Origin of the sequence: Actinopolymorpha sp. NPDC004070 (assembly GCF_040610475.1) — a bacterium.
Classification (GTDB): Bacteria; Actinomycetota; Actinomycetes; order Propionibacteriales; family Actinopolymorphaceae; genus Actinopolymorpha.
In genome coordinates this window covers 38,149-54,331 of record NZ_JBEXMJ010000011.1, presented here as the reverse complement: position 1 = coordinate 54,331, position 16,183 = coordinate 38,149, and the positions used below count along the sequence as shown (strand labels likewise).

Here is a 16,183-nt window from a genome sequence, read left to right as displayed (position 1 = left end):
GACGCCGGCGGCTCAGATCGCGGCGATCGTCCAGCCTGCCTCGTGCCGCTGTCCGGGCGCGAGGACCACCAGGTCCGTGCCGGAGTTGAACGCGTCCGGCGGGCAGGTCATCGGCTCCACCGCGAGGCCCGACCGGTCGAGCTCGGGCTCGGGCCGGTCGGCGGTGTGCACCTGCACCCACGGGCAGCCGGCGTCCCAGCGCAGCTCCACCCCGGAGCCCTCGGCGGTGCGCACCCGTGCACGGACCACGCCGTCGGCGTCGGCGGCGAGCCCGGTGTAGGCGTGGTCGAGGAACGTCGTCCCGATGGTCTTGGCCGTACGGAAGTCGTAGGCGGTGCCGTCCACCTCGGCCAGCCCCTGCGGCACCAGCCGGTCCTCGGTGACCTGGAGGTACTTACCGGCGGGCAGCTCCAGCGACCAGTCGCCGACCCGGCCCGGCCCGGCCACGAGGTAGGGGTGCGGCGCGGTGCCGAACGGTGCGTCGGTGTCGCCGGCGTTGACCGCGGCGACCGTGCAGGCCAGCCCCGCCTCGGACAGTTCGTACGTTGCCCGCAGGTCGAGCAGGAAGGGGTAGCCGGTCTGCGGGAACAACCGGTGCGCGAGCTCGACCCGCTGCGGGGAGTGGTGCACGACCTGCCAGCTCGACCAGGCGACAAGGCCGTGCAGGGCGTTGTGCCGGTCGGGCTCGGTCAGCGCGAGCTGGTGACTCTGCCCGCCGAAGTCGTAGGTGCCGTCGATGACGCGGTTGGGCCACGGTGCGAGAACCGCGCCGCGGAAAACCGGGCGTACCTCGTCGGCGGCGAACCCGGCGACCAGGTCGCGTCCGTCGTACCGCAACTCGCGCAGGGTCGCGCCAACCTCGGTGACGGTCGCGGTGTAGCCCGCCGCGCTGATGGAGTATTGTTCGCCGCTCGCCTGCACGTGATGGTCCTTCCTCCGCGTCGCCCGGCGGTCCTCCGTCGGACGAAACCATCCTGCACTACGCAGATCTTCGCCGGTTCCGGCTCTGGGTGGCGTGCGGGCGGGTTGGGTAGGTTGAAACGCATGGCCGAACCCACAGGAACCGAGCCGACAGGAACCGAGCCCGAGGAAGCAGGGCCCACGGGTGCGGACTTCACCGATGCGCCCACCGGAGCAGATCCCACCGCTGTCGAGGCGGACGCCGAGCTGATCGGTGCGGTGCTGACCGGTGCAGAGCTGACCGGGAAGGGTGCGGTGGTCACCGGTGGTTCGCGCGGCATCGGCCGGGCGATCGTCGAGCGCCTGGCCCTCGACGGTGCCGAGGTGGTGTTCAGCTACCGCAGCGACGAGGCGGCCGCCACCGAGGTTGTCGCCAAGGTCGCCGCGGCCGGCGGGGTCGCGCACGCGGTACGCATGGACCTCGTCGAGCCGGCCCAGATCCGGGCGTTCTTCGCCGAGGCGGAGCGGCTGCTCACCAGGCTCGACATCGTTGTGCACAACGCGGTCGCGGTCCAGGTCAGCGAGCGCACGACGCTGGCGCAGACCCGCGACGACGACTTCGACGTGATGGTGACCGCCAACGTCCGGGGCGCGTTCGTCGTACTCCAGGAGGCCTCCCGGCGGGTTCGCGACAGCGGCCGGATCATCACGATCTCCAGCCTCAATACCCAGGTTCCGGTCGCCGGCAACGGGCTCTACCAGGCCGCCAAGGGCGCCGTCGAACTCCTCACCGTCACCGCATCCAAGGAGCTCGGCGCCCGCGGGATCACCGCCAACGTCGTCTCGCCGGGCGCCACGGACACCGATCTGCTGCACGCGTCGAACCCGCCGGAGGCGCTCGCCGCGATTCCGAAGCTGACGGCGCTCGGCCGCCTCGGCACCCCGGACGACATCGCGAACGTCGTCGGCTTCCTCGCGCGCTCGGAGTCCGGCTGGCTGACCGGGCAGAACATCCGCGCCACCGGCGGCCTGCCCTGACCCTGAGGTGGCCGCACTGATGGTACGTACGCACGGGGGCGCACGGCCGGGCCGGCGACCGAGGAGGCGGGCCCGGTGACCGGGCGCAGCCTGCTCGGCCCGGGCGGCGCGGACGACGATCCCGCCCCGAGCGTTCCGCGTCGTCCGGACCCGCCGCGCGAGGGTCGACACGATTACGACCCCGCCCACCACCCGGACCCGCCCGGGGACGCCCCGCGGGGCGAGGACCCGCGGCGCAACGACTCGCCGGGCGATCTCGACCCACGCGGCGGCGGTCACCCGAACGGCGTCCCGGTCACGATGCGGGCGGCGTACGTCGACCGGCTCGGCCCGGCCGAGCACATCCGGGTCGGCGAGCTCGTCGTACCCGCTCCGGCGCCGGACGAGGTGCTGGTCCGGGTGGAGGCGGTGGCGGTCAACCCGGTGGACACCTACATCCGTTCCGGTCGCTACCGCACTCCGCTGCCGGGGTTCCCTTTCGTGGTCGGCCGCGACCTGGTGGGGGTGGTCGAGACGTGCGGGGTGGCTGCCGACGCGTTCGCGCCGGGGCAGCGGGTGTGGACGAACGGCCTGGGGTACGCCGGACGGCAGGGCGCCACCGCCGAGTACGCCGTCGTACCGGCCGACCGGCTCTATCCGCTCCCTGACGGGCTGGACCCGGTTCGGTCGGTGGCACTGTTCCACCCGGCGGTCACCGCGTACCTCGGTCTGTTCCGGCACGTCGGCGGCGTCGGCCCCGGCGACACGGTGGTGGTCGGCGGCGCGGCCGGCAACGTCGGAAGCTGCGTCAGCCAACTGGCAGCGTTCGCCGGTGCCCGGGTGGTCGCCCTCGCCCGGACCGAGGACGCCACCTGGTGCCGCAACCACGGCGCGACTGCTGTCGTCGACTACCGCGTGGAGGACCTGCGCGACCGGCTGGCCGCGGAGGCGCCCGGCGGTGCGACCGTGTGGTTCGACACCTCCGGGCGGATCGACCTGGCGCTCGCGGTGGAGGTGATGGCCGACCGGGGCGCGGTGGTCCTGGTCGCCGGGCGGCCCGAGCCCGCGGCGCTGCCGATCGCGCCGTTCTACCTCAAGTCGCTGCGGCTGCTCGGCTACGTGATCACCACCGCGTCGGCCGCCGAGCTTGCCGACGCCGCGCGGGTGGTCGGCGCCCACCTCGCCGAGGGCCGCCTCGACGTACGGATCGGTGAGGTGCTCCCGCTGGACCAGGCCGCCCGGGCACACCAGCTCGTCGAGCACCGCGTGCGCGGCCGGGTGATCCTGGTGCCGCGGACCTGACACGTGCTGCGCTGTCAGGGCCACGGCACCGGGAGCCTCATCCGAGGCGGACCTACACGACCGCGCCTGTACCCGAGCGCTGCGCCCGCTTCCGTGCCGCCTTCTCCGGCGACTTCGTACGGACCCGCGGCGGCCCGCTGCCGCTCCTGCCCTGCAGCTCGATCGCCAGCGGCGTCGCGGTGAAGGTGGAGGAGTACGTACCGACGAACAACCCCACCAGCAACGCGACCGCGAAGTCGGTCAGCGACTCCCCGCCGAGGATGGCCAGCGCCGCCAGGATGAACATCGCGCCCAGCCCGGTGTTCACCGTCCGCGGCACCGTCTGCAGCACGGCGAGGTTGGCGCTGCGGGCGAACGGCGTCTTCGGGTTGCCCGCCCACAGTTCGCGGATGCGGTCGAACACCACCACGGTGTCGTTCACCGACAGGCCGATGATGGTGAGCGCCGCGGCGAGGAACACCCCGTCGATCGGCTTGCCCAGCCAGGCGAACAACCCGGTCACGATCACGATGTCGTGGAACATCGCGAGCACTGCCGCGACGCCGAACGTCCATCGGAACCGGATCGCGAGGTAGGCCATCTGCGCCAGCAGCGCCACCCCGAGCGCGATCAGCGCCTTGATCCGCAGCTCGTTGCCCAGGCTGGGCCCGATCAGCTCGTCGCGTTCCTTGCTGACCTTGCCGCCCAGCTCGCCGAGCGCCTGCTGGATCTCCAGCGCCTGCTCGGTGCTGAGCTTGCCGGTGCGGACGGTGATGTTGTCGCCGCTGGACTCCTGGACCACCGCGCGCGGGAAGCCCGCGTCGGTGACGGCCTGCCGGGCGGCGTTCACGTCGACGGGCTTGCTGGTGGAGTACTCCACCAGCCGTCCGCCGGTGAATTCCACGCCGTAGTCGAGGCCGCGGACCACGATGCCGGCGCCGGCCACGACGACCACCAGGGCGCTGAGCGCGAGCCACAGCCGGCCCCGCTTCATCAGGTCTGGGTTGCGCTCGATCAGCCAGGTGCGGACCCGCCCGATCGAGCCGAGCCCGGTGATGCCGGGGCGGTCGCGCACGAACGTACGCCGGACCGCCCAGTCGGTGAACAGCCGCGCCACGACCAGCGCCGAGACCATCGAGGCGAGGACACCGATCGACAACGTGACGCCGAAGCCGCGTACCGGACCGGAGGCCAGGAAGAACAGCAGCCCGGCCGCCAGCAGCGTGGTGACGTTGGAGTCGATGATCGCCGACCAGGCGCCCTTGTAGCCGCGCGACAGGGCGGTGGACAGGCCCTTCTGCTGGTTGGCGGCGTACTCCTCCCGGGCGCGTTCGAACACCAGCACGTTCGCGTCGATCGCCATGCCGATGGCGAGCACGAACCCGGCCAGGCCGGGCAGCGTCAGCGTGGCGCCGAGCGCGACCAGGATGGCGTACGAGATCAGCGCGTAGCAGGCCAGCGCGAACGTCGCCAGCGCGCCCATCAGCCGGTAGACGAGGATGATGAACAGCCCCGTGAGGACCAGGCCGATCGCCGCCGCCTTCGCGCTCGCCTCGATCGCCTCCGCGCCGAGGGACGGGCCGACGGTGCGCTGCTCGATGATCTCGACCGGCACCGGGAGGGCGCCGCCCTTGATCAGCACCGCGAGCTCCTGCGCCGAGGCCTGGTCGAAGTCGCCGGTGATCTGGGTGCTTCCGCCGCCGATGCCGACGTTGCAGCCGACGCTGGGATCGACCTGCGGTGAGGAGATCACCTTCTTGTCCAGCACGATCGCGACCCGGCGGGTCGGGTCGCCCGGCTGGGCACAGGCCGCCTTGCCGGTGATCTCCTTCCAGGCGCCGCCGCCCTTGCCGTTGAAGTCGATCGTGACGAACCAGCTCACCCCCTGCTGCGGGTCGGTGGCGCCGGCGGCGTCCTTCACCCCCTCACCGGTCAGCGCCGACGGGCCGAGGCGAAGCCGCTGGCCGCTCTCGTCACCGAGGATCTGCTCGCCCGGCTTGGCCTTCTCCTTCGGCTGGGCGATGCCGAGAACGGGGTGGAACGTCAGCTGTGCCGTACGGCCGATGACCTGTTCGGCCTCCCGCGGGTCCTGGACGCCGGGCAGCTCGACGATGATCCGGCGGTCACCCGATCGGGTCAGGTTGGGCTCGGAGACGCCGAGCGCGTCCACCCGGCGGTTGAGGACCTGTAGGGCCCGGTCGGTGGACTCGGCGTTGGCCTTCGCGGTGGGGCTGTCCCGGGTCTCCAGGACGATCTGGGTGCCGCCGCGCAGGTCCAGCCCGAGCCGGGCCGGTGTGCTGATGGCGAAGTACAACGCGAGGGCGAGGACGCCGAACGTCAGCAGCGCGCGGACCAGCGGCGCGCGTGACTTCGGCGGCCGGGACGCGGGTCTGTTCCTGGACGATGCGGACGAGCGTGCGCGCGCCGACGAGCGGGCGGACGCGGATGGGCGTTCGGGCGTGGAATCTCCGGACACGGTGGCTCCGACTGGTGTGACGGGACTGGACGCGGACGCCTGCGCGCATGGCCGCACCGGTTGGGGGTGCGGTGGTCGCGGTTCAGGCTGCGGGTGGTCCCGGTGGAGCCCGGACGCCGGTGCCGCCGAGGGCGGCCGGCGCGTGACCGGTGCGATCGCGGTCGGTGGAGACGTGGCCGGCCCTCAGGTCGGGGTCGGTCTGCCCGGTGTCGACGGCCCATGCCGTCGGGTGGGCGGTGCCGGAGCCGTGGGCGTACCCACGGCCCGCGGTGGGCGGAGCCCGGTCGCCGCCGACGGACTTGGCGGCGATGCCGTGCGCGACCCGGACCGCCCGGGTCACCGGCCGGGCGGCCTTGGCGGCGCGGTGTGCCTGGCCGGGGCGGTCCGCGCGGGCGGTGCGCTCGGCTCGGGTGGCCGACTGGGACTGGGTACGACGGGAGATGGTGCGCTGGCGCTGCTCCGTGCCCGGTGGCCCGCTCGCCTGACCGCTCGCCGTGCTGATCGCCCGGTGCACGCTCGCCGCAGCGGGCGCGCCACCGGCGAGCAGGCCGGCACAGACCGCACCGGACAGGACCAGCCCGACCAGGACGGCCCAGGTGCTCCGGAGCCGGGCGGGAGGTGCGCCGGCGGCCGGCGGCGACGCGGACGGGACGGTACGGAACACGGCGGTCGGCGTGCGCGCCACTGCGGGTCCCTCCCGTCGGGGTCGGTCGGCGGTACGGATGTCGGTGGTGCGGGTGCTTGCGGTGGTGCGGGTGGTTCCGGTGGTGCGCGGTGGTTCGAAACCATGCGCGGCTTTCGGCACCACGAGGACAAGCGTCCCCGGGAAGTGGCCAGTCTAGGCATGAGTGGGGCGCCGGCGGCTGACCCGTAGCTACCCGCCGTGGAACAACGTCCGGCCGGGCGGCGTCCGTGCCGCTTCGAGGCGGTGGCACGATCGACGCAAGGGACACGGAGCGAGAGGCGGTAGGCATGGCGGTGGGGTCTGCGGGATCGGTGGCCGGCGGTGACCGGGTCTCGGAGCTGTTCGATCCGGCGGCGTGGAAGCCGGTCGACGGATTCGACGACCTGACCGACGTGACCTACCACCGGGCGCTGGACCAGGGGACGGTCCGGATCGCCTTCCACCGACCGGAGGTCCGCAACGCGTTCCGCCCGCACACCGTCGACGAGCTCTATCGTGCGCTCGACCACGCTCGCACGACCCCGGACGTGGGATGTGTGCTGCTGACCGGCAACGGCCCCTCGCCCAAGGACGGCGGCTGGGCGTTCTGCTCCGGTGGCGACCAGCGGATCCGGGGCCGGTCTGGCTACCAGTACGCCGGCGACGAGACCGGCGAGGCGGGTGGCGACGCACCGGGAGCCGGGGACCGGGCCCGGCTCGGCCGGCTGCACATTCTCGAGGTGCAGCGGCTGATCAGGTTCATGCCGAAGATCGTGGTCTGCGTCGTCCCCGGCTGGGCCGCGGGCGGCGGGCACAGCCTGCACGTGGTCGCCGACCTCACCCTGGCCAGCCGCGAGCACGCGCGGTTCAAGCAGACCGACGCCGACGTGGCGAGCTTCGACGGCGGGTTCGGCTCGGCCTACCTCGCCCGCCAGGTCGGACAGAAGTTCGCCCGGGAGATCTTCTTCACCGGTCGCGCCTACGACGCGGAGGAGGCGCACCGGATGGGCATGGTGAACGCCGTCGTTCCGCACGCCGACCTCGAACGCGAGGCGCTCACCTGGGCTCGGGAGATCAACGGCAAGAGCCCGACCGCGCTGCGGATGCTGAAGTACGCCTTCAACGCCGTCGACGACGGCCTGGTGGGCCAGCAGTTGTTCGCCGGTGAGGCGACGCGGCTCGCCTACATGACCGACGAGGCGCAGGAGGGCCGGGACGCCTTCCTGGAGAAGCGCTCGCCCGACTGGTCCGAGTTTCCCTTCTATTACTGAGGTCTGACCTGGTTCCGGCGAATCGCCGCGTGTCAAGGCGGGCTTTCGTCGCGCTGTCCGTTGCCTCCACCGCTTTGTGTCGTTGGCCTCTGCCTTGGCAGGACCCGGCCCGGCGGTGTTTTTGGCGTGCCGATCCCCTGGTCGGCCTAGCCTGATCGTAAGGATCCGGGGCGGACAACGAGGTCACCCTGGATCCGTTGCGGAGTGATCGCTGCGTGGGCTCGAGCCGTCCGGGGGAGGCGCTGCCCTGTGCAGGAAGCCGCAGGCGTCTTCGAACGCGCGGGCTCTGCTCTTCGTTACCGGATGGCGGGCCCGGGGGACGGCCCCGTCGTCGTCCTGGGTGCCGGGCGATGGCTGGACCATCGGATGTGGGGTCCGCAGCTTCCGGTGCTGTGGGAGGCGGGATACCGCACCCTCACCTGGGAGCTGCCGACGCTGCCACGCGACCGGCGTACCTTCTGGCGGGAACTCCTTGCTCGTAAGGGATCCGCACCATCACCGGACGCCGTGCCCGACGTGTCGGTCCCGGTCGAGTCGGTGCCGGTCGACCACGTGCGGACGTATGCCACTCCCGTCGTCAGGGAGAACCTGACGGTACGCGGACTGGCGGAAGCTCTGCTGGAGTTGGCGGATCGGCTCCGCGCGCATCGTCAACTAGCCCTTGTCGGCCACTCCTTCGGCGGGCAGGTGGCCCAGGAGGCCGCGTTCCTGCGCCCGGAACGGGTGGCGGGGCTGGTCGTCGTCGCCGCCGGCTGCCTCACCCTGCCGCGCCGGCCGTGGACGGTGCCGGCGCACCGCTGGGGCAGGCTCGCCGCACTGGCCTTCGCGACGAGGCGGGACGCCCGCATCCGGCACGAGGCCGCCCGTGCGGCCGGGGTGGACGCCGCGACGCAGACCCACGCCTACCTGGCGATGGAGCACATCGACAAGACGCGGTTGACACAGGTGTGGCGGGCGGGGGAGACGTCCGCGCACCCCGAACCCCAGTACCGCATCGACCAGCCGCTGCTGCTCGTACGCGGTGAGTTCGACCGGACGAGCCGCCTCGGCCGGCACGCGAAACGATGGCTCGACCGGGACCCGCGGGCGGAGTACGAGGTGGTGGACCGGGCCGGCTACCTCGCCAACCTGGACAACCCGAGGGCGTTCAACCGGGTGCTGCTGGACTTCCTGACCGCCCGGCACCCGGTGCCGCGGAACCACCGGCGAGGACACCGGGCCGGCTGAGTGCCGAGGTCGAGGGGATGTTTCGGCTGCCCGGGGCTCAGCGGGCCGTCGAGCGTGCCCACGCGCGCACCGCCGCCTCACCGCGCAGGACCGCGCTGTGCAGGTCGGCGGCGGAGACGGGCTCCTCCCGGGCGTCGGCGCGCAGCCGGGCACGTGCCTCCCACACGCCGTCGGCGTACCTCGTCAGGACCGGCAGGCCGGCCCGGGCGAACAGCCGCTCCGTACCCACGTGCGCGGCTGTGCTGACCGCGACGAGTTCGGTCACGCCGTCGGCGAGGGCGCGGCGAGCCAGGCCGCGGACGAGCAGCGTCCCGATGCCACGCCGTTGCCATCCGTCCTCGACCAGCAGTCCCACCTCGTGCGCCCCGCCCGGCCGGTCCCCGGCCGGGTCCTGCGGCAGGCACTGTGCCATGCCGACCAGGTTTCCGGACTCCGCGAACGCCAGCAGGGAGAAGCCCTCCGGGGGCGCCGCGAGGCGATCGAGCCAGCGGACGGGCAGCCGTTCACCCTCGTCGGCGACGAACCTCGCCTCCCGCGAGGACCGGCTGCACCGGGCCAGCAGGTCGGCGACGTGCCAGGCGTCCTCCGGCCCGCCGAGCCGGATCCGCAGCCGGGACCCGTCCGCCAGCACCACCCGGTCACCGGCGTCCGCCTGCCGGCGGGCCAGGGCGGCGGCCACGGCGGCCAGCCGGTCCACGCGGGCGCGTTCCACCCAGGTGAACGGCGCCCACTCCCGGCGGACGACGACGAAACCGCTCCGGCCGGGCCACCCGACCGCCAGGAGATGCGGGGAGTCCGGCGGCGGCTGCCCGCAAAGCTCCGCGCTGTCGGCACCGACGAGCCGGCACAACAGCCCGGGCAGCGCCGCGGGGTCCTCGACCAGCCAGGCGGCCAGCGTGAGTGCCTGACCGGGGCCGTCGACGAGTTCCTGCACACGGGCGCGGCGGAGGCGTACCGGCTCGGCCCCCGCCGCGTCGTCGGAGCCGCCGGTAGCCGCGAGCACCTGGGCCAGGCGATCCGCGTCGACCGTCTCGGGGACGTCCACGAACAGGTCGTCGTGGACGTGCTCGAGGTCGCAGCCGTGCACGTCGATGCCGACGACGTTGCCGCGCACGGCGCCGAGGGCCGTGGCGAGCTGGGCCAGCTTGCCGGGAATGTCGCGGACTCTGGTCCGCACCTGCCACAAGGTCACGATGGTCCCCCTACTTCGGTGTGCATGTACGCACTGCCACCGTGCCGGGCGAATGTTTCGGGCCGGGGTCGGTCAGTGTTGCGACCACGCAAAATCGGCTGGATACGATGCGCGTCGGGGCCCGGTTCGCCGCGGATGCGTTCAACGCACCGAACCGCCGAACGCCGGGCCGCCCCCCGACCACCCGAGAAGGAGACCGATGCGCGCCGCGAGGATGTACGGCCGGCAGGACCTGCGGATCGAGGACGTTCCCGCGCTCGGCAGCCCTCCGCCCGGCTGGGTGCGGCTGAAGGTCGAGGCGGCCGGGATCTGCGGCACCGACCTCGAGGTCTACCTGAACGCCCGCCGGTCCGAGGAGCCCCCGCTGGCCGAGCGCGAACCGCTGACCATGGGCCACGAGTCCGCCGGAGTGGTCGTGGAGGCCGGACCCGGCGTGGACCTGCCGGTGGGCCGGCGGGTCGCGGTCGAGGGTCACCTGTTCTGCGGGGAGTGCTTCTGGTGCCGGCGCGGCGACTACGCCCTCTGCGTGAGCCTGCGGTCGACCGGCCAGGGCGCCGACGGGGGACTGGCCGAGGAGATGCTGGCACCCGCGCGCATCTGCCTGCCGTACTCCGACGCGATCACCCCCGAGGAGGCGGCGGCCACCGAACCCACCTCGGTCGCCGTGCGTGCGGTGCGGCGCTCGCGGCTCGAGCCCGGCTCGACGGTCGCCGTCGTCGGCGGCGGGACGATCGGCCTCCTGGTCGCCCAGGTCGCCCGGCTGCGCGGTGCCGACCGCGTCGTCGTGGTCGAGCCGGTCGCCGAACGCCGCGCCCTCGCCGAACGCCTGGGTGCGGACCGCGCGGTCAGCCCCGACGACGCCGAGGACGCGCTGAAGGAGCTGACCGACGGCGTGGGCCCGGACGTGGTGTTCGAGGCGGGCGGAAAGCTCGCGGCCGTCCGCAGTGCCGTGAAGTGGACCCGCAAGGGCGGCCGGACGGTCCTGGTCGGCGTCAGCGGCGACACCCTCGACCTGAACCTCATCTCGTTCCTGCTCGGTGAGAAGGAACTGATCGCCTCGCTGTCGCACACCTACGACGTCGACTTCCCCGAGGCCATCGGGCTGCTCGAGTCCCGCGAGGTCGACGTACGTCCGCTCATCACCGACCGGATCGGCCTGGAGCAGGTGGTCACTCACGGGTTCGACGCGCTGCACCACGAGCCCGCCGCGCACCTGAAGGTCATCGTGCTCCCCAACGGCCAGCCCGCCTGATCCACCGAGGGGCCGGTCGGAAGGGGCGCGGTCAGGGGCGGAGATAGGCGAGGACGGCCATCACCCGGCGGTGGTCGGACAACGACGGCGCCAGCCCGAGCTTGGCGAAGATGTTGCCGATGTGCTTTTCCACCGCGCCCTCGCTGACCACGAGCCGCCGGCAGATCGCGGTGTTCGTACGGCCCTCGGCCATCAGCGCGAGCACCTCGCGTTCGCGCGGTGTCAGTGAGGCCAGCGGGTCGCGGCGGGCGACCAGGAGCTGGGCCACCACGTCCGGGTCCAGGACGGTGCCGCCGGCCGCGACCCGGGCCAGGCCGTCGAGGAACTCCTCCACGTCGACCACGCGGTCCTTGAGCAGGTAGCCGACTGCGCCCACCCGGTCGGCCACTAGGTCGGCGGCGTAGGACTCCTCGACGTACTGGGACAGCACGAGGACCGGCGCACCCGGCAGCCGTTTGCGGACCTCGATCGCGGCCCGCAGCCCCTCGTCGGTGTGCGTGGGCGGCATGCGGACGTCGACCACGGACACGTCCGGCTCGTGCGCGACCACGGCGTCCACCAGGGACGGCCCGTCGCCCACGGCGGCCACCACCGTGTGGTCGGCCTCCTCGAGCAACCGGACGAGACCTTCCCGCAGGAGTACGGAGTCCTCCGCGATCACCACGCGCACGACGGATCCCTTCGCACGAGTCTTTTCGTCTCAGGCGTTCTGCGAACTCTGCAAAGGGAGCTCGGCGGTGAGCACGGTCGGTCCGCCGACCGGGCTGGTCGCCGCGAGCAAGCCTCCCACGCCGCGTAGCCGTTCGGTGAGTCCGGCCAGCCCGTGCCCCTTGGCGGTGTGCGCCCCACCGACGCCGTTGTCGCCGACGACCACCTGGACGTGGCTGCCGGTACGCCGGACCTCGACCGTGCACCGGGTGGCGGCACTGTGCTTGGCCACGTTGGTGAGCGCCTCGGCGACCACGAAGTACGCGGTGTTCTCCACCATCAGCGGCAGGTGCTCGCCGTCGGGGATGTCGACGGCGAGGTCGACCGGCACCGTGGACCGCCCCGCGACCGCGGCCAGCGCGGCCCGCAGCCCGCGGTCGGCGAGGATCGGCGGGGCGATTCCACGGGACAGCGCCCGCAGCTCCTCCAGCGTCTCCCGGGTCGCGGTGATCGCCTCGGCCAGCATCGGCTGCACGGTCGAAGGGTCCTTGGCCAGCCGGCGCTGCGCGGAGGACAGGTCCATCGCCAGCCGGACCAGCCGCTGCTGCGGCCCGTCGTGGATGTCGCGTTCCAGCCTGCGCAGGGCCTGGGCCTCCGCGGAGACGGCGGCGTCGCGGCTCTGGGTGAGGTCGGACACCCGGCCGTGCAGGTCGGCCACCCGGTCGCTGGTCAGCATGGCCCGGGCCAGCGCGGCCTCGAGCTCGGCGCAGCCGCGGACCACCGCGGGGAGGGTGAACAGGAAGATCAGCCCGGCGGCGGTGTTGATCGCCGCGTCGAACTGCCAGGCGTCGCTGATGCGGAGCAACGTGCCGAGCCCCTCGTAGCCGGTGGTCCGGTCCAGGATCCAGATGTAGGCGAACGCCGTGAGACCGGCCACCGTCCCCGCCCACCAGAGCAGCGTGAACGCGAACCCGAGCACGGCCGGGAAGAGCCCGAGGACGCCGTGGCCCCAGTCCGCCCAGGACTGTCCCTGCCGCAGCGGCGCGAGCATCCGGCCCACCCGGGTGTGGGGGTGCCCGCCGACGTACGCCGGGCGCCGGGCCGGCCAGCCCTGCACCCGCGACAGCCGGGCCCGGTCGACCGCCGCGAAACCGCGGGCGACCTTCATCGTCCCGGCCAGAACCGGCAGCCCGAGGAAGGTGACCGCCGTCCCCACCCCGAACAGGAACAACACGATCAGCACGACGAACCGCACGATCGCCAGCGGAAAGCCCGCCAGGACGTAGATCGAGCGGCCGCCGAGGCGGTGCCAGTAGCCGCGGCGGCCGGCCTCGGCCCGCCCGGTGCGGGCCAGGTCAGGGGTTGCGCTGGTCATGTCAGGGACAGTACGGGCCGAAACATGGGCTTCTCCATCCGGCGGACTCCTGGTTCGCTGGTGGGGATATCCCTACCCCGTGCTTGGGAGGCGGTTCGGCGTGCGGCTGAGCGAGGACACCGTGGTGCGTTTCCTGCGCGGTCGGGGAGTGCTCGCCCCGGACGCCCCGGCGACAGCCTCGGTACTGTCCGGTGGGGTGAGCGGGGCGACGTTCCTGGTGGTCGCGGAGGACGGGACCGAGGGCGCGGACCGCGTGGACGGCGTGGACGGTCTCGACGGCGACGGCTGGATGCCCGGCGTACGGACGTACGTCGTCAAGCAGCCGTTGCCCTTCCTGGCGGTGGCCGACGAGTGGCCCGCCCGGGTCGAACGCGCCGGGGTGGAGGCGGCGGCGCTGCGCTGGTATGGCGAGCTGACCCCGGCCCATCTGCCCCGGCTGGTCGACTACGACCCGGAGTGCTTCGTCCTCACCATGACCGCCGCACCGGCCGGCTGGACCGAGTGGCGGAAGGCGCTGCTGGCCGGGGTGGTCGACGTCGCCGCCGGGGCGACGCTCGGGCGGGTGCTGGGCGCCTGGCACGCCGCCACCGCCGACCCGGGCGTGGGCGACCGGCTCGCGGCGTACGGCGACCTCACGATGTTCCTGGAACTGCGCGGCGACCCCTACCACCGCACCGTCGCGGCCCGCCGGCCCGACCTCGCCACCGCGGTGCTCGGCTGCCTGGACGAGCTCCTCACCCGGCCGCGGTGTCTGGTGCACGGCGACTTCTCCCCGAAGAACGTGCTGGTCGACCCGAGCGGGGCGGGCGGCGGGCTGTGGGTGCTCGACCACGAGGTGGCACACGCGGGCAACCCGGTGTTCGACGTCGCGTTCATGCTGCACCACCTGGTGATGAAGAGCGTCCACCTGGCCGGTCACCCGGACGGCACGGATGTCGTCCCGCGGCTGGTGCGCTGCGCGGAGGCGTTCCGTACGGCGTACGCGCAGGCCGGCGGCCTGGCCGTGGACGAGGAGGCGGTGGTCCGGCACACCGGCGCGCTGCTGCTCGCCCGGGTGCACGGCAAGTCGCCGGCGGCGTACCTCACCGGCGAGGAGGCCGCCGCCGTGTCCGCCCTCGGCGCGCGGGCCGTGGTGGGCGGACTCGGCGGCGTCGCGGATCTCTTCCCGCGTACTCCTGTCGGCGAGGACGCGGCGAGGACCTGACTCGGCTGGCGGTCAGCCGGCGTCGGACTTCGCCGCGAGCCCTGACCAGAAGCCGCACTGGTGCCGGGCGGCGAGGTCGACCGGCCGCACCCCGCCGTCGGCCTCGGTGGCCAGCGCGGGCGCCGTCGTGTCGCCGGGGCGGAACGCCCGCCAGGCCGGCAGCCCGGGCCCGTTCGGGTTCCCGGTGGCGGCGAACCTCGTCCAGTAGCCGACCATCTGGTCCGACAGCCGCTGCTGCGCCGGGTCGAGGTGCAGGCCGTACCCGCTGAAGTCGAAGACGTACGGCAGGTCGAACGCGTGCGCGGCACCGATCCGGAAGTTCGGCGGGGGCGGCGCGCCCAGGTTCGGCGCGGTCCGGTCGGCGAACTCGTAGGCGTACGTCGTGGTCCGCCTCGCCATCGCCTGATTTCCCTGCAGCGTCGGGCAGGCCCACGGCCGGTCGGAGATGACCGCCGCCCACGCCTGCGCCGGCGTGCCGAACGCGGCGACCGGGTAGTGCGCCGCGACCTGCCTACCGGCGTCGGCGCCGAACGTGCCGGTGAGCAGGTCCAGGTAGCTCTGCTCGGTCAGCGGCTGGTTGGTCTGCAGCGCGGCCGCGTTGCCGGCGCCCTCGTCGCGGTTGCCGCCGGAGATGACCGGCACCTTGCGGAAGTACCCGGTGCGCAGCGCCTCGGCGGGGTCGCGGGGCAGGAGCGGTGTGCCGTACGCCGGCATGTTGTACGGCTGGTCGACCCCGAGCAGTCTCTCCGGCTCGACCTTGCGCAGACAGGCCAGCGCGAGCGCGGTGTGCGGGTCGGCGCAGTGCAGGTCGGCGGTGGTCTCCTTGCCGAACTCCTCGACCTCCGCCAGCGGTGCGTACGGCGCGAACGCGGGCATGCCGGGGTACCAGGTGTTCGCGGGCCACTCCAGCATGCACGAACCGCTCTGCATGATGCCCTTCTGGAACAGGCCCGCGGCCGCCGGAGCGGTCAGGAACGCACACGTGCTCATCCCGCCGGCGGACTCACCGGCCAGCGTCACGTTGTGGGGGTCCCCGCCGAACGCCGCGATGTTGCGGCGCACCCAGCGCAGCGCGGCGAGCTGGTCCTGTAGTCCGAAGTCGCCGCCGCCGCGGAGGCCGGGCAGGGCGAAGTACCCGAAGACACCCAGCCGGTAGTTGACGGTGACCACCACCACGTCGCCGCGGACCGCCATCCGGCGGGCGTCGTAGCTGCTGCCCGCACCCGAGGTGAAGCCGCCGCCGTGCACCCACACCACGACCGGACGCGTGCGCTTCGGGCCGGCGGAGGTGGGACTGGTGACGTTGAGGTACAGGCAGTCCTCGGTGGTGCTGCCGCCGGGCACCTCGCCGGGTGCCTGCGGGCACGGGCTGCCGGGCTTGGTGGCGGGCCGGACGCCGTTCCAGTGCGCCGCCGGGCGCGGGTTCGTCCAGCGCAGCCGGCCGGTCGGCGGGGCGGCGTACGGGATGCCCTGGAAGAGGCGATAGTCGCCGGTCGTCGTGCCCGCGACGAGGCCGCGGTCGGTACGTACGACCGGCCGGTCCGGCGGTGGAGGCGCGGTGCCGGGTGGACCGGCGGCGAGGGCCTGTCCGGCCAGCAGGCCCGCCAGACTCACCGTGAGGCCGGCGACGGCCGCCACCGACGCACCGATTCGCTTTCGCATGGGTGCTCATCTCG

13 protein-coding genes are annotated in these 16,183 nt (G+C 73.3%); 6 read left to right on the top strand and 7 right to left on the bottom strand.

What is annotated here, in order from left to right; genetic code table 11:
• Positions 1–12: 12 nt before the first annotated feature.
• On the bottom strand, positions 13–921 hold the full coding sequence (locus tag ABZV93_RS20350) for an aldose 1-epimerase family protein (RefSeq protein ID WP_354938363.1): 909 nt from the start codon (positions 919–921) through the stop codon (positions 13–15).
• A 123-nt stretch (positions 922–1,044) separates the two neighbouring features.
• On the opposite strand from ABZV93_RS20350, the gene ABZV93_RS20345 reads away from it, so the two are divergent.
• Together ABZV93_RS20345 and ABZV93_RS20340 are read left to right on the top strand one after the other, a co-directional pair.
• Positions 1,045–1,938 carry an SDR family oxidoreductase gene (locus ABZV93_RS20345; RefSeq protein ID WP_354938361.1) on the top strand — a complete coding sequence of 298 codons (894 nt, stop codon included), beginning with the start codon at positions 1,045–1,047 and terminating at the stop codon, positions 1,936–1,938.
• 75 nt (positions 1,939–2,013) lie between these two features.
• Positions 2,014–3,219, top strand: a complete 1,206-nt coding sequence (locus tag ABZV93_RS20340) for an NADPH:quinone reductase (RefSeq protein WP_354938358.1) — start codon at positions 2,014–2,016, stop codon at positions 3,217–3,219.
• Between the two features lie 52 nt (positions 3,220–3,271).
• Here ABZV93_RS20340 and secD read toward each other — a convergent pair whose 3' ends face one another.
• On the bottom strand, positions 3,272–5,674 hold the full coding sequence (gene secD, locus ABZV93_RS20335; protein WP_354938355.1) for a protein translocase subunit SecD: 2,403 nt from the start codon (positions 5,672–5,674) through the stop codon (positions 3,272–3,274).
• A gap of 82 nt (positions 5,675–5,756) precedes the next feature.
• The gene (locus tag ABZV93_RS20330; protein WP_354938352.1) at positions 5,757–6,359 is read right to left on the bottom strand and encodes a hypothetical protein; all 603 of its coding nucleotides are present in this window, start codon (positions 6,357–6,359) and stop codon (positions 5,757–5,759) included.
• A 287-nt stretch (positions 6,360–6,646) separates the two neighbouring features.
• Between ABZV93_RS20330 and ABZV93_RS20325 the strand changes: the two genes are divergently transcribed.
• Both ABZV93_RS20325 and ABZV93_RS20320 read left to right on the top strand, forming a co-directional pair.
• Positions 6,647–7,609 (top strand): 1,4-dihydroxy-2-naphthoyl-CoA synthase, encoded by a 963-nt coding sequence (locus ABZV93_RS20325; protein ID WP_354938349.1) that lies wholly within the window; start codon positions 6,647–6,649, stop codon positions 7,607–7,609.
• A gap of 249 nt (positions 7,610–7,858) precedes the next feature.
• Positions 7,859–8,836: an alpha/beta hydrolase gene (locus tag ABZV93_RS20320; protein WP_354938346.1), complete on the top strand. Its 978-nt coding sequence runs from the start codon at positions 7,859–7,861 to the stop codon at positions 8,834–8,836.
• A 37-nt stretch (positions 8,837–8,873) separates the two neighbouring features.
• Here the strand turns inward: ABZV93_RS20320 and ABZV93_RS20315 are convergent, their stop codons facing one another.
• Positions 8,874–10,013, bottom strand: coding sequence for a GNAT family N-acetyltransferase (locus tag ABZV93_RS20315; protein ID WP_354938343.1), 1,140 nt, complete (start codon positions 10,011–10,013; stop codon positions 8,874–8,876).
• Between the two features lie 214 nt (positions 10,014–10,227).
• On the opposite strand from ABZV93_RS20315, the gene ABZV93_RS20310 reads away from it, so the two are divergent.
• Complete coding sequence (locus ABZV93_RS20310) at positions 10,228–11,280, top strand: alcohol dehydrogenase catalytic domain-containing protein (RefSeq protein WP_354938340.1); 1,053 nt, start codon at positions 10,228–10,230, stop codon at positions 11,278–11,280.
• 31 nt (positions 11,281–11,311) lie between these two features.
• On the opposite strand, the gene ABZV93_RS20305 is transcribed toward ABZV93_RS20310, so the two are convergent.
• Positions 11,312–11,950 carry a response regulator transcription factor gene (locus tag ABZV93_RS20305; RefSeq protein ID WP_354938337.1) on the bottom strand — a complete coding sequence of 213 codons (639 nt, stop codon included), beginning with the start codon at positions 11,948–11,950 and terminating at the stop codon, positions 11,312–11,314.
• A 30-nt stretch (positions 11,951–11,980) separates the two neighbouring features.
• A complete protein-coding gene (locus ABZV93_RS20300) occupies positions 11,981–13,303 on the bottom strand; it encodes a sensor domain-containing protein (protein WP_354938334.1) in 1,323 nt (440 codons plus the stop codon).
• Positions 13,304–13,403: 100 nt separating this feature from the next.
• Between ABZV93_RS20300 and ABZV93_RS20295 the strand changes: the two genes are divergently transcribed.
• A complete protein-coding gene (locus ABZV93_RS20295) occupies positions 13,404–14,507 on the top strand; it encodes a phosphotransferase (protein WP_354938331.1) in 1,104 nt (367 codons plus the stop codon).
• A gap of 12 nt (positions 14,508–14,519) precedes the next feature.
• On the opposite strand, the gene ABZV93_RS20290 is transcribed toward ABZV93_RS20295, so the two are convergent.
• Positions 14,520–16,169 carry a carboxylesterase family protein gene (locus ABZV93_RS20290; protein ID WP_354938328.1) on the bottom strand — a complete coding sequence of 550 codons (1,650 nt, stop codon included), beginning with the start codon at positions 16,167–16,169 and terminating at the stop codon, positions 14,520–14,522.
• Positions 16,170–16,183 lie beyond the last annotated feature (14 nt).

Coding starts and splice junctions, on each gene's coding strand:
- ABZV93_RS20345 (WP_354938361.1), top strand. CDS start 1,045: ATGGCCGAACCCACAGGAACCGAGCCGACAGGAACCGAGCCCGAGGAA.
- ABZV93_RS20325 (WP_354938349.1), top strand. CDS start 6,647: ATGGCGGTGGGGTCTGCGGGATCGGTGGCCGGCGGTGACCGGGTCTCG.
- ABZV93_RS20310 (WP_354938340.1), top strand. CDS start 10,228: ATGCGCGCCGCGAGGATGTACGGCCGGCAGGACCTGCGGATCGAGGAC.
- ABZV93_RS20300 (WP_354938334.1), bottom strand. CDS start 13,303: ATGACCAGCGCAACCCCTGACCTGGCCCGCACCGGGCGGGCCGAGGCC.
- ABZV93_RS20290 (WP_354938328.1), bottom strand. CDS start 16,169: ATGCGAAAGCGAATCGGTGCGTCGGTGGCGGCCGTCGCCGGCCTCACG.